13 protein-coding genes and 1 pseudogene are annotated in these 13,558 nt (G+C 41.1%); 8 read left to right on the forward strand and 6 right to left on the reverse strand.

Annotation, left to right across the window (positions count from 1 at the left end; all coding sequences use genetic code 11):
- Nucleotides 1-39: 39 nt before the first annotated feature.
- A complete protein-coding gene (locus V7K21_RS11510) occupies nucleotides 40-765 on the reverse strand; it encodes a DUF429 domain-containing protein (RefSeq protein WP_335174279.1) in 726 nt (241 codons plus the stop codon).
- A gap of 151 nt (nucleotides 766-916) precedes the next feature.
- Between V7K21_RS11510 and V7K21_RS11515 the strand changes: the two genes are divergently transcribed.
- Together V7K21_RS11515 and V7K21_RS11520 are read left to right on the forward strand one after the other, a co-directional pair.
- On the forward strand, nucleotides 917-2,176 hold the full coding sequence (locus V7K21_RS11515) for a glycosyltransferase family 4 protein (protein WP_335174281.1): 1,260 nt from the start codon (nucleotides 917-919) through the stop codon (nucleotides 2,174-2,176).
- Nucleotides 2,177-2,288: 112 nt separating this feature from the next.
- The gene (locus V7K21_RS11520; protein WP_335174283.1) at nucleotides 2,289-3,155 is read left to right on the forward strand and encodes a calcium-binding protein; all 867 of its coding nucleotides are present in this window, start codon (nucleotides 2,289-2,291) and stop codon (nucleotides 3,153-3,155) included.
- 268 nt (nucleotides 3,156-3,423) lie between these two features.
- Here V7K21_RS11520 and V7K21_RS11525 read toward each other — a convergent pair whose 3' ends face one another.
- Nucleotides 3,424-3,540: a DUF4070 domain-containing protein gene (locus V7K21_RS11525; RefSeq protein ID WP_335174285.1), complete on the reverse strand. Its 117-nt coding sequence runs from the start codon at nucleotides 3,538-3,540 to the stop codon at nucleotides 3,424-3,426.
- 146 nt (nucleotides 3,541-3,686) lie between these two features.
- On the opposite strand from V7K21_RS11525, the gene V7K21_RS11530 reads away from it, so the two are divergent.
- Entirely contained in the window at nucleotides 3,687-4,820 is a 1,134-nt protein-coding gene (locus V7K21_RS11530; protein ID WP_335174286.1) for an SAM-dependent methyltransferase, read from the forward strand.
- 172 nt (nucleotides 4,821-4,992) lie between these two features.
- On the opposite strand, the gene V7K21_RS11535 is transcribed toward V7K21_RS11530, so the two are convergent.
- Nucleotides 4,993-5,943, reverse strand: a complete 951-nt coding sequence (locus V7K21_RS11535; RefSeq protein ID WP_335174288.1) for an acyl-CoA desaturase — start codon at nucleotides 5,941-5,943, stop codon at nucleotides 4,993-4,995.
- A gap of 336 nt (nucleotides 5,944-6,279) precedes the next feature.
- Here V7K21_RS11535 and V7K21_RS11540 point away from each other — a divergent pair, with 336 nt between their 5' ends.
- From V7K21_RS11540 to V7K21_RS11555, 4 genes are all read left to right on the forward strand, one after another.
- A complete protein-coding gene (locus V7K21_RS11540) occupies nucleotides 6,280-6,411 on the forward strand; it encodes a hypothetical protein (protein WP_335174290.1) in 132 nt (43 codons plus the stop codon).
- Between the two features lie 1,009 nt (nucleotides 6,412-7,420).
- Nucleotides 7,421-8,431 carry a tryptophan--tRNA ligase gene (gene trpS / locus V7K21_RS11545; protein ID WP_335174292.1) on the forward strand — a complete coding sequence of 337 codons (1,011 nt, stop codon included), beginning with the start codon at nucleotides 7,421-7,423 and terminating at the stop codon, nucleotides 8,429-8,431.
- Nucleotides 8,432-8,488: 57 nt separating this feature from the next.
- The gene (locus tag V7K21_RS11550; protein WP_335174302.1) at nucleotides 8,489-9,409 is read left to right on the forward strand and encodes a methylenetetrahydrofolate reductase; all 921 of its coding nucleotides are present in this window, start codon (nucleotides 8,489-8,491) and stop codon (nucleotides 9,407-9,409) included.
- 343 nt (nucleotides 9,410-9,752) lie between these two features.
- Nucleotides 9,753-10,550 (forward strand): Rpn family recombination-promoting nuclease/putative transposase, encoded by a 798-nt coding sequence (locus V7K21_RS11555; protein WP_335174294.1) that lies wholly within the window; start codon nucleotides 9,753-9,755, stop codon nucleotides 10,548-10,550.
- Between the two features lie 201 nt (nucleotides 10,551-10,751).
- Here the strand turns inward: V7K21_RS11555 and V7K21_RS11560 are convergent, their stop codons facing one another.
- From V7K21_RS11560 to V7K21_RS11570, 3 genes are all read right to left on the reverse strand, one after another.
- Entirely contained in the window at nucleotides 10,752-10,997 is a 246-nt protein-coding gene (locus V7K21_RS11560; RefSeq protein ID WP_335174296.1) for a hypothetical protein, read from the reverse strand.
- Between the two features lie 216 nt (nucleotides 10,998-11,213).
- On the reverse strand, nucleotides 11,214-11,762 hold the full coding sequence (locus tag V7K21_RS11565; RefSeq protein ID WP_335174298.1) for a phosphate-starvation-inducible PsiE family protein: 549 nt from the start codon (nucleotides 11,760-11,762) through the stop codon (nucleotides 11,214-11,216).
- Nucleotides 11,763-11,851: 89 nt separating this feature from the next.
- Nucleotides 11,852-12,775: a tetratricopeptide repeat protein gene (locus V7K21_RS11570; protein ID WP_335174300.1), complete on the reverse strand. Its 924-nt coding sequence runs from the start codon at nucleotides 12,773-12,775 to the stop codon at nucleotides 11,852-11,854.
- A gap of 267 nt (nucleotides 12,776-13,042) precedes the next feature.
- Between V7K21_RS11570 and V7K21_RS11575 the strand changes: the two are divergent.
- Nucleotides 13,043-13,465: pseudogene (locus tag V7K21_RS11575) on the forward strand (GTP-binding protein); the annotation flags it as partial.
- Nucleotides 13,466-13,558 lie beyond the last annotated feature (93 nt).

Raw genomic sequence — 13,558 nt, forward strand, 5'->3', positions numbered from 1 at the left:
GAAGCAAGGACTCTAAAGCAGCATACGCGAAGCCTTTGCTCAAATTCTTTGAGGGATGACAATATAGCCTGTGGTGCGATCGCCTAATACGAGGTTACGTTGTTCTCCCCAATACCACCAATAAGCAGCAACATAAGCGCAGATCAGACTATCTAGTTTATCTTCGGTTGCTTTGAGGGCTGCGCCTGTGGTGGGGATTTCAAGAAGGAAAAAACCGCAGAGGCGTAGAGCAGGAGAAAAAGAGGGGAGGATATGTAAAAGATAATTTTGGAGTTTGATTAATTCTAGGCGGCGCTCATTGAGGCGTCCTTTTTTGTATTTGAGGATGCGTTCTAAGCTGAATAGGTTAACGATTGCTGGGTGAGGAAAGACTTCTATTTGATATCTGCTGAGTTTTTGTGGTTCTATTGTGGGTGCGTGTGCAAAACCGCGTGATTCTAATTCTAGACCAAAGTTGATGGTGCGTTCTGCAAAGGGTAGGTTTTTGTTAGCTGGGTAGCATCCTGCATGATATCTGCCAAAGTACTTGTGGCTGAGTTTGTCGGGAAGGCGACTCCCGCTATCGTTGGGTATGAGAGTAGGTGCATCTACGGCGATGATGGCTGGTTCATCTGGTTTTACACTCTGATCAATCCAGGTGAGGATGTCTGCAATGGCTTCTTTACGGTCTAGATCAAGTAGTTGCAGTTGTCCATTTATCCATTTTAAGCAGCATAATCCACTTGGTTGTGATTTCCAACCTAAATCAATGCCAATAAATTTCATAGTTATAACACGAATTTGTGATTATTTTTGCATTTTCGGATAACCATTTACCTAAGTTTACTTGCTAAAAATCGTGGTAAATAATCTTATAATCTTAAGCAGCTTGTCTTAATTTATTTTATCTCGCAATAAATTAATCAAGATTATTCCAATGAAGATTTTATTTTTACATCCCAATTTTCCGTCGCAATTTCGCAACCTGGCGACAGTTTTAGGTAAAAATCCTAATTACAAAGTCGTCTTTGGGACAAATCGTCGTGAAGGAGAAATACCTGGCGTTTATAAAGCTATTTACACTCCTTCTCGTGAAGCTGCTCCCCAAACCCACCACTATGTTCGCAATCTGGAAAATGCTGTTCTCACTGCTCAGGCTATCTATCGCGTGGCAGAAAAATTAAAAGCTGAGGGTTTCGTTCCAGATATAGTTTATGGTCATTCTGGTTGGGGGCCGACTTTATTTATAAAAGATATTTTCCCCAAAGCCGAATTATTGTGTTATTTCGAGTGGTTTTACCACGCTCACGGTTCGGATGCAGATTTTGATCCTAAGGAACCACTGAATGTTGATGATGTATGCCGCATCCGCGTAAAAAATGCGCCGATTTTGACTGATTTATATAGTTGCGATCGCGGTCTTTCTCCAACGAATTGGCAGCGACAGCAGTTTCCTAAAGAATATCATAGCAAAATCACTGTAATTCATGATGGTATTGATACCAACTTTTTTGTCCCCAAACCAGGCGCAAAGTTAGTTTTACCAAGAATCAATCTTGATCTTTCCCATGTGGAAGAGTTGGTAACTTATGTGGGACGGGGGATGGAACCTTATAGAGGTTTTCCGCAGTTTATGGAAACGGTGGCGCTAATTCAGCAGCGAAGACCTAAGTGCCATGTAGTAGTTGTGGGAGAAGATAGGGTGGCTTATGGGAAGAATCTCCCCGATGGTCAGACTTATAAAAAATTAATGCTAGAAAAATTACCTTTAGATTTATCGAGGCTGCACTTTACAGATAGGCTTCCTTACAATGAGTATCTTCAGGTTTTGCAAGCTTCTTCTGCTCATGTTTATTTAACCCGTCCTTTTGTTTTGTCCTGGTCAATGTTAGAAGTCATGGCAGCAGCATGTTTATTAGTAGCCTCTAAGACTCAGCCAGTATTGGAAGTCGTACAGGATGGGATAAATGGACTGCTGGTAGATTTCTTTTCTGCGGAGAATATTGCTAATCGGGTTGAAGAGGCGCTGAATCATCCTCAGGAAATGCAAGCAATTCGTGCCAATGCGCGAGAGACTATTTTGAAGCGTTATGATTTAGCGAAACTGTTACCACAGCATTTGCAATGGATATTCGCGGGTAAAGGTTCTGATAGTTTGAAAAAGCGCCCAAGTTCTAAAGGATTCGGCAGAAATTAGATAAGCAGTTGGGGTTGAGTTTCCCGAAGTTTAATTGGGGTACACTGAAGTTTTTTGATTGGGAAAAACTAATGAAACTAAGATATTTACAAGTAATAAATTAATAGCCTCAATGCGAATTATTTTTACCATTGCTCATTTTTTCAAACCTAGCGGTGAGGGTCGTCATGCTTCTCAACGCAAAGACCCACAACCCCGCTTGCAGGCATTAACTAAAAGCCTTACCGCCTTACACCAATTATTGGGCAAATCTCAAAGTATCATCAACATTGCTCAACGACTAGCTTTCCCTGCTAACCAACCCCAGTCGCATGAACTAGATATTGTTATTTGTACAACTAAAGATAATCATCTTCTGAATCAGCTTCCCTTACCATCTCATTTATATAAGCATCATTCTACTAATATAGAACCTCTGCTTTTGGGGTTTGAATGCCAAGCTGTTCTGCAAAGTTGTCTCAGTCAGTATGATTACTACTGCTTCCTTGAAGATGACCTAATTATTTATGACCCTTGGTTTTTTATAAAATTAAACTGGTTTACGCAACAAGCGGGTGATTTAAATTTGCTCCAGCCACATCGTTATGAAGTCTCTCCCCACGGTTTGGTTCACAAAGCTTACATTGATGGGGATTTGGCTTTACGAGTAACTGCTCCCTTTCAAAATGTGCAGGAGCAACAGGAACTCAAGGGTACAATTCTGAATACACCAATAACCTTTCGTCGTGCCCTCAATCCTCACGCAGGCTGCTACTTTTTGAATGCAAATCAAATGGCTCAATGGGCTAATCAAACTTATTTTCTCGACCGGGATATTAGCTTTGTTGGGCCTCTAGAAAGTGCTGCCACATTAGGAATTATGAAGACATTCCGAATTTACAAAACCTCACCGGAGCAAGCAAGTTTTTTGGAGATTCAGCACTTTGGAACTGGATTTCTGGGGCTAATTGGAGGACAGGTGGGTTTAGCAGAAAGGTAAATCGAGTTTAAGAGTTTGGTTGAATGATTATCGTTAACTCTATTGCAAACGGCTAAAGTACCTTTCGTAAAACCAATTAACATGTGACAACTAATAACTTGCTTTTTCTATCTCCTGTGTTTGCTGCTGTTGTTTGAATGTTTCCAGTTATGCCTCCAGTTGCACCTTCACCTCATGACAGAAGCTGAAGAAGTGTTCACCTACTCAATGCTACGAAGTAATCATACAATAAATGCGGTTTCTGGAAAGCGATCGCAACCAACTGCCACTAGAAACGGAAACGAGTTGATCGAACAACACCCTGACGCCATACAATTATTGGAAATAAACGCAGTTCATGCCAAGTTATAGGACGTTTGCCCTCAGTATGCTTACCTTTTATCAAGTCAAAGTGCCGTCAGGTGCGTCGGAGATAAATATTCCTAAATGTATGTTACAAGTTCTTACATTTTGGTGTTAAAAAACTAAAAAAATCTAATTAATTATTATACTCATGTTGCATGATTTTAATGCTTGTTTAGGAGTGTGACTATGACTACTAGTACCCTACTGCAAGAAATAGAAAAGTATATCCCTATTGTGGGAGATATAAATATCAAGAGTCCATTAGCATACCAAGCAACTCGTAGGGCGGTTGAGGTAGTTAACACAGTCCAGATGGCAGTGGCAGAGGCTTATATCAACGGATTAGAAGTTCCTGATTCCGTCATAGAATCGCTTTTTGATACCTGTATGCCAATTTTCTTTCAGTATTTCCCATCCCTACTGGCACCGTATGAATGGGTATTAAAAGAAACTGACCATCTCGCCGTAGGATCACGAGAACTAATGAAAATTCAGTACGACTTGCCTCAAGCCATGCTGAATACTATGTTGGGGGACGGGAAACTCATTTATCCTAAGTACAGCATGGGATTGTGGGAAAAAGGAGCATTAAACCTTGAGCAATCCCAGATGCAGATGATTGATGATGTGATTGAAAAGCTAGACATCAAGGACGGAGACAATATCTTAGACTTTGGGTGCGGGTGGGGATGTGTTCCTAATTACATTCTTTCTAAGTTCCCCAATGTCAAGTTTACGGGTCTTAATTTGAGCCACGAGCAATGTGAATATATCCGCCACAAAATGCAAGATCCTGAGAGTTATCTCAGTTCAGATCGGTTTACCCTATATGAAGGTGATTTGAATAATGCAAATTTCGAGGCGAAGTTTGATAAAATCCTCTCGATTGGTGTTTTTTGTCATGTTGGTAACTTAACGGGAGCCTTGAAAAAATTAGCTTCGTTTCTGAAGGATGATGGCAAAGTTTTAATTCACATCATCACAGTCCGCATCCCTAACAATATGTCCAGCGTTTACACTCACAAATATATTTTTCCACACGGTCGGTACTGGAATTACGATGCAGTTCCAAGCCATAAACAAGACCTCAAAACAATTCAAAGATGGTATCTTAATGGCTCTAATTACTCTAAAACACTCAGTAACTGGTTACAAAATTTTGACGACAATCAGGTAATAATAAAAACATTAAACTATGGCATGGATTATGCCAAGTTTCGCCGGATATGGAGGTTTTATTTGATATGGTTTATTCGTAATTTTGCTAGTTGTGATGGAGAATATAATGGTAATGGTCAATTTTTAATGGTTCATGCTTAACCGGACAAAGCTAATGTTTCACCTGCTAGGGGATGGACATCCTGCCTGTCCTTATTTAACTGGCTGAAGATGCCTTCTTGACAAAAACATCTTCATTCTGTTAAATGTTTGGATTCTTTACTGAGAAGGCAAGGAACAGACTTTTATCTTGAGCAATCTGTCAACCAGAATATCAAATAGATATCTCCGCTTCCACCTTGAAAACTGAGTTCTGATAGTTGCGGTTTCTGGCACGAGTGAGAAGTTCTGGTTCAGAAGGTACTCTAATCTTTGACGCTAACTTCAGAAACTCAAGGATTTTGATGAACCGAAATGTTGGGTCTGGAAGATAGGCAACCTGGCCCTCTCGCACGGTTATGCCATGCCGGGCTGACCACTGGAATGCATGATGAAGATTATGCCAGCCTTCACCCAGGGTCAGAAACGCGACGAGCCAATGGTTCTTACTATAGTCGTTGGTTATGAACGGTTGCTCACCCAGTATATGGCTGAGTGAGTTGACGGTGGCGACACCGTGGAAGAGGACAGTCGTGCTGAGGAAAAAAGCGCCGAGATATTCAGCTCCACCGATGTAGTATGAGAGCGCACCCAGAGCAACGGTGGGAATGAAGTGCAAACGGTCAACAATCTTCAAAACCACATTACTCTCAACATCGGTAGGAAGCTTCGAGGGAAAAAACTGTAGCGAGAATAGCCATCCAGCTTGAGACCACCAGAATCCTTTTATCCCTTTGAAAGGCATATAGGGGGAATGAGGATCTTTTTCTTGGTCTGAGCATTGATGATGCGCCATGTGGTGAGCTTTCCACCAACTTGGCCCCATCTGCCCAGCTGAAGCGGCCACGATACTTCCAACGCATAGAACTGAGGTTGGAGCCTGGTAGCTCTTGTGGGTGAGTAGCCTATGGTAGATGCCAGTAGTTGCAAGCATTCGTATTACATATAACAATACGGCCCACAAGGCAGCACCCCACGATAAGCCAGTAACAAAAATGAGTAGTGATCCTAAATGACTCACTACGATCAAAGTAGGCCCTAATATGTAAGAAATAATCGTCAGTGGAGAGTACTGCTTCATTAGTCTTCTAACGTCCTTAAGCTTCAAAATAGAAATGCACCACATCTTCGCCGCAGTTTAGCTCATGGGCAGCAGAACGCCTACCGTTGCAACCCTTAACATTACAGGGATATCTTGGCACAATTCGCTTGAAATATGAAAAGCAGCTTCAAACACAAGCGGTGGCAAAAAAAGTAGTGAAAATGAGTTCCTTTGTAAGCGAATGGCACTAAGCAATTTTTGAGAAAGCAAGTACGACCCTTGTTGCTATCAGTTCTACCGTGTATTGCAAAAACTTGTTGAGGTCAGAAAACTCCTTGAAAAAGGAATTGATTTTGAATCCCATCCCAGGTTTGATTAGCCAAAATACTGTGGTGTGTACAAGTCTAATAGCAAACAATAATGAATCAGCATCTACAAACCGCAACAGTTACTTCTGAAGTTGTTCAGCGAACGATACTCAAAGACACACTTGATGCGATCGCATCAAGTGCAAGAATTTATCGCTCTGCGTACCAAATATGCGTAAAGTGAGAAAAGCCATAGCGGTAAAGTTGGTTTATCAAGCCTATTTATACTAGGAAATTCAAACAATTCTAGATGTGTGATTGGGTTCGACAACAAGCTGGAAACAAGCTTATGAGCAAATAGCACTAAGATTTGAGCGAATTCATTATCTAGAGGGATGAGAGAGTTTGAGGTGTAGTAGGTCAGAGATTTATAGATGTTTGCAATTATTTATATTTTTCTTTATTATTCTCTACACCATAGAGACAGTTCAGGCTAAGGTTTCATCTTTTCTTAGTGCCATTCCATTATTGGCTAGAGTAGTAAAGCTTTCATCAACAGACTTTCCGGAGTGGAAAAATTAACTTACAATTCTTAGGTTAGTTTTCCTTTCTTTGACAAAAACTTAAATTTTGTCTATTTCTATAAATTAAAGATACATAAAGCGCTCAGATCAAGAGAAAAAGTATTGTTATTTACAGGGTCTTGCGGTTTAGTATTTCTATTGCCGTGTCATTTAAACGCAACCTTCTGCATTGTTAATGCATCGACTTACAATGTGATTGTATCGATTTACAATGTGATTGCATCGACTTACAATGTGATTGCATCGACTTACAATGTGATTGCATCGACTTACAATGTGATTGTATCGACTTACAATATGATTGCATCGATTTACAATATGATTGCATCGACTTACAATGTGATTGCATCGACTTACAATGCGATTGTAGCGACTTTTTATTTACAGCAGACTACAGTAAGGCATTACAATGCCCACCCTACAATCTATTGTTACTACACAAAGTTGTCGTTTTCTTTCATGAAGAGTTTCTATACCAATCCGAGTTGAGTTAAAATCTCTAATCCACAACGGCGAGTTGACCTGGAAAATGTCAAAATTAAATGAGTTTTGCGTAGGCGCATACTCCTACGGGGATCTTGCTATGCGTAGCGTCTCCAAGAGTTGCGACTTGTCGCCAGACATTGCCACTTTACATAACGCGGATTTGAGATAACTAAGTTGAAATTTATGGGCAAGCAACGTGTTCTTTCTGGAGTTCAACCAACAGGCAATTACCATCTAGGCAACTACTTGGGAGCCATTCGCAACTGGGTAGAAGGTCAGAGCGAATACGAAAATTACCTTTTTGTGGCTGATTTACACGCGATTACAGTGCCACATGACCCAAAACAGTTGGCAGCTGATACCTACACCCTTGCTGCTCTCTATCTAGCTTGTGGTCTTGATTTAAATCACTCCACCATCTTTGTCCAATCCCATGTTTCCGCCCACAGTGAACTCACTTGGTTGCTCAACTGCATTACACCTCTAAACTGGCTGCAAGATATGATCCAGTTCAAAGAAAAGGCACTCAAGCAGGGAGAAAATGTGAGCGCAGGCTTATTGGATTACCCTGTGCTAATGGCTGCTGATATTTTGCTTTACCAAGCGGATAAAGTCCCAGTGGGTGAAGACCAAAAGCAACACTTGGAATTGACACGGGATATTGCAGCTCGGTTAAATCACCAATTTGGTAAACCAGATCAATCAGTTCTGAAGTTACCAGACCCTTTGATTGGCAAGGAAGGAGCAAGAGTGATGAGTTTAGCAGACGGTACACGCAAAATGTCAAAGTCTGATCCTTCCGAGTTAAGCCGAATCAGTTTGTTAGATCCGCCAGAGCAGATTCAATACAAGATTAAGCGTTGTAAAACTGATCCGATTCGTGGGCTGACTTTTGATGATCCAGCGCGTCCAGAGTGTAATAACTTGTTAACGCTTTATACATTGCTTTCTGGTAAGAGAAAGGAAGATGTAGCAGTTGAGTGTCAGGATATGGGCTGGGGACAATTTAAGCCATTGTTGACGGACACGATAATTCAGTCCCTGAAACCAATCCAAGAAAAATATCAGTCAATAACGGCGGACAAAGGCTATTTGGAATCTGTGTTGCGGGATGGAGGAAAAAAAGCTAGAGCGATCGCAAATCAAACTTTATCACAAGTAAAAACTGCTTTAGGCTACTCTCTTCCTCTATAGGTTTTCCCTTCAGGTGTGATTTGCTATACCATTTAATAAATGGAAGTTCTTAATTTTATGCATTACACCCATAGCCGCACAGCCTTCAAGAGAGCTGTACAAGCAGGTGAATTTCTAGTTACCGCCGAGGTAGCACCGCCGAAAGGGGGAGATCCAGCCCACATGATTCAAATGGCGGCGACCCTTAAGGGAAGGGTTCATGCTGTCAATGTTACTGATGGTAGCCGTGCAATGTTACGCATGTCTTCATTAATGGCGTCGGTGATTTTGTCACAAAACGGCATAGAGCCGATTTGTCAAGTTGCTTGCCGCGATCGCAACCGCATTGGTTTACAAGCTGATTTAATGGGCGCTCATGCTTTGGGCATCCATAACATTTTAGCTTTGACTGGTGACCCAGTAAAAGCAGGCGATCATGCAGATGCCAAAGCAGTATTTGATTTGGAAGCTGTGCGACTGCTGCAACTAATTCGGAAGATGAATCAAGGCGTTGATTGCAACGAGAAACCCTTGACTGATGGAGCGTTAGATTTATTTGTTGGTGCAGCGGTAGATCCACAATGTAAAAGTTGGTCGGGTTTACAAAGTCGATTTGAACGCAAAATTGAAGCAGGAGCGCAGTTTTTTCAAAGTCAGTTGATTACCGATTTTGACCTGCTAGAAAAGTTTATGGACACAATTGCCGCTGGCTATAAAAAACCGATTTTGGCAGGAATTTTTCTGTTGAAATCGGCAAAAAATGCCCAGTTTATTAATAGGTGTGTTCCAGGTGTAAATATTCCCCAGCATACTATTGATAGATTGGCAAAAGCCAAAGACCCTTTTGAGGAAGGGATAAAAATTGCAGCCGAGCAAGTGCAAATAGCGCGGCAATTGTGTCAGGGTGTCCATGTGATGGCGGTGAAGCGTGAAGATGCGATCGCGCCAATTTTGGATTTAGCTGGGGTTGCTCCGGTTAATCAGTTGGTATCCAAGTAAAGAAGATAATAAATCTTTTATTAAAGCAGATGGGAGCAACCATCTGCTTTTTTTAACACTGAATCAGACACTTGACTTTTCACGGTATTTAGAAAACCTCACTTCTATTTCTCTCTCCCAAAAGGAGGAGCCACTGCGCCCTTGCGCGCCGACTTGTTCACTCTTAGCGTTCCCGCTCTTTAGCACGTGGCGTTAGAGACTTTGAATTTTCCCCCTTAGAGCGTCGGGAAGGGGATTAGGTTTTTCATAGGCTTTTCCACATGATCTGAATTGTTAGAATCAGACACGCATACACTATTTTTGATAAACTTTCAATATCCAATTTTCGCTTGACTAAATCCAGGTGCAAACTGACAAAATATTTTATAGTTTATTTCAAGCTTTTCCTAGCATATTTTTTACAATAATTGGCGATCCGACTGTCAATGTCAACGCCTATGAATTTGTTTCAGTCGAACTAAAAGAAACTGCTTTTAGGATTGATGGGGTATTCATCCCCAAAAATCAAACCATAAATCAACCACTGTACTTTGTAGAAGTCCAGTTTCAAGTAGACTCAACTTTTTATAGACGCTTCTTTGCCGAAATCTTTCTTTACTTGCGTCAAAACGGATCAGTAAATTTTTGGCGTGCTGTTGTTATCTATCCGCAACGAAGTTTAGATCCCACCGATCGGCTACCGTATGAGTTGCTGCTAAACAGTTCACAAGTGCAACGTATTTATCTTGATGAATTAGATACAGGGGAGAACTCACTTGAAGTTGCGATCGTTAAATTAATTATTGAAAGAGAAGAGACAGCCGTTGGCAAAGGTAGAGAATTGATTTTACAAGCAAGACAACAACTGACAGATGAAGCAACCAGAAAGCAAATTGTAGAATTAATAGAGACTATCCTGTTGTACAAATTTACCCGGTTAAGCCGAGAGGAGTTAGCAGAAATGTTGGGTATAGATGACGAATTCAAAAAGACAAGGATGTATCAATCAATCAAGCAAGATGGCTTGGAGGAAGGTCGGCAGGAAGGTCGGCAACAAGCTAAATTAGAAGCTATTCCTCGGTTGTTGGCATTGGGATTGAGTGTGGAACAAGTGGCGGTGGCTCTCGATTTGACAGTGGCACAAGTACAACAAGCAGCCTAGAATCAGTTTGGCTGATAGTGGGCGCTGCTTGAGTATTGCGCTTTATCTTTGGAAACACTCTGCTATATATTGCTTAAGCAAAGTGTGCAAGATATTAATAAAGTTTTTTACTTGAAGTGCGATCGCCTCTTTGATGTTTAGTTTCACTAAATGAGAAACGATGTCTACGACGGGCTACATCTACACAGTTAAACACCTGGGTTACATCTTACCGTGTTGCAGCACTTCTTGTAGATGTCGGCGAACCTCTTGTGCGTGTTCAATATCAGATTGGCGCAATTTTTGGAACAACTCTACACAAGGCTGAAAACCTACTTGCTCTGCATCTTTGATGTAAATTTCGTAAGCTTTAATGGCTTCAGCCTTGTTGTGCAAAACGGTGATAAAATCATACTCCAAGTTGCTAATTGGTTCTTGAGACTGTCCGTTACCTGTATTTGTAGTCATTGCTTGACCCTCTTTTAGAATTTATAATTAACTTTATACCCACCCTTCAAGAGCAATTCATCTCCCAAAAAGAGTATAGTTAAATACGTCGGAAGTACCTTATGAGGGTAAGCTAGGTACTAATACTTTTGGCTTAACAGCCGTTAAAGAAACCGATATGGTTTCAACTCTTTCTCCTCTCCTCTCCCACTCCTCACTCCCTAATTTCATAGAAGTTTATCCAAGAGGTTGATTTTCATCACATTGACGTGAATACTGCAATTCCAACTCATTTTGCCGTTCCCTATCTCCTCTATGGACAATCGGGCACAATTTAGTGTTAGCGCTCATACAATCCATGTGTGGCGTCTTAGCACAGACCACAAGTAGCCCACCCAAAACAAACAACAAACCACAAATTGCAGCTGTATTAACCCAAGAAATTTCCAGCGCTCCCTGAACTACTACTTCTCGCAGTAGAGATACAATTGTTACCTCAACTGCTACCCCCACAGAGATACTATGTTCTTGCAAGTAGACCATTAACAGTCGAAATAGCTCGACTAAAATCAACACAAATAGAATTTTTGCAGTCACATGTTTATAATCCAGTTGCTGCGTAATGGCGATAAATAACCCCCACAATTGCATCAGCATGACGGCAAACAAAGCCAAACACAAAACAATCACAATTAAGTCTTGGAAGGCTTCCATGTTGCGAACAATTGAGTGCCGATCAAGCCAGCGATCGGAAAATAAAAATCGACTCTTCAGGCGCTTTTGCATGTACGTTTCATTCCAATCAGGACAAGTTAAGACAACACCAGCGAGTCAACCCAATAGTTTTATGTTATGCAATATTAAGCTTTTATGCTTCAGCGAGGTTGGTAATTTAAATTTTGTGCCTGTTGCAACAATTGCTCGGCATTTTTTGCCCACTGGTGATTACCCTGAGCATTGTATAAATCTTTGGCAAATTGGAATACTTGTACTGCATCTCCATATTTCTGTAGCTGCATAAAAATTAATCCTGCACCATAATAAGCGTTGGGATAGTTGGAATTAGCTTCAGCTGATTTTCTAAAAGCTTCTAATGCCTCTTGTGATTTGCGTTGCTGAAACAAAATTGAACCAAGATTGTAGTAAGCTTCTGGATACTTTGGATTAATTTTTACTGCCTGATTAAAGGCATTTATGGCTTGATCAAGTTTGCCTTGTTGGAGATAACACATCCCTATATGATAAGGTGGTTCTGGTGCATTTTTGCTATATTCTATGGCTTTTTTAAAAGATGCGATCGCTCGCTCACAATCTCGTTGCTGTTCTCGTACCAACCCCAAGTTATAGTGGGCAAATCCTAGTTTGGGATCAAGTTCCAACGCGCGTTGCAAATAATCGTTAGCTAAATGGAAATTATTACCTTCTAACAACGCACCACCTAAATTAGCAAAAGCAGGAGCAAATTTGGGATCGGCTTGCGTCGCTCGATAAAATGCATCCGCAGAGGGTTGTAATTGTCCCGTTTGTCGGAATGCTAACCCTAAATTATAGTGCGCTGGTGCTAATGTCGGATCTAATTGGGCTGCTTGTTTAAAGGCGGCGATCGCATCTTGTACCTTTCCCGCCTGAATTGCCTGTAAACCTTGGTTTAACCAGTCTATGGCAGTTTTACCATGAGATTGTGCCAGCTTTGAGGGCACAGGAGGAGATAGAGAAAGAGAAGGTGAAGGAATGCTAACAACCAGTAAAGTCAAACTTACTAACCCTGCTATGCGATATTTAGATGATGATAATCCCATTGATTTCCTGACTCGCAACACTTTCAGTTAAATTTACTTCATAAGAAGTTTTTTACAAATATTTTTAATTTGCCATGAAAGTTTGTGATAGTTAACTTTTCTTAAGCTAAATCTTACAACAGGCTACAATTTTTTTAAGTTTCGATTAAAAGAAGGATAATAAAAAATTAAAGAAGGGGTAATTTTGACTCCAGAGAACCATTTTTTATCCCTGATATATACAGCAGAATAATGCGGTTAGGAAAGACTTACCGCAAGGGGGGTTTTATGAACGAAAAAGTAAAATCGGGTTCGCGGAATGTTGCAATCGTCGGGCCTTATTTAAGTGGAAAAACCACTTTACTAGAAAGCTTGTTATTCGTCACAGGGACAATTTCCCGCAAAGGGAGTGTTAAGGACAGCAATACAGTAGGAGATAGTGCTGCCGAGTCGCGCGATCGCCACATGAGTGTAGAAGTCAGCGCCGCTAGCACTGAGTATAGCGGCATTCGCTTCACTTTTATAGACTGTCCGGGAAGTGTAGAATTTGCCCAAGAAACGTACAATGCTTTAATCGGAGTCGATGCGGCAATTGTAGTTTGCGAACCCATACGCGAACGAGTCCTCACCCTTGCCCCTCTATTTAAATTCCTAGACGATTGGGAAATTCCCCACCTCGTCTTTGTCAACAAAATGGATCGGGCAAACATTGTATCCCCTCAATACTTCGGGGTAGAAAATTATTCTGGCATCCACGACCCACCAAATAGATTAGAAGAAGATTTCTCCTGAATAATGGTTGCT

It is taken from the genome of Nostoc sp. (assembly GCF_036919595.1).
Lineage (GTDB): Bacteria > Cyanobacteriota > Cyanobacteriia > Cyanobacteriales > Nostocaceae > Nostoc.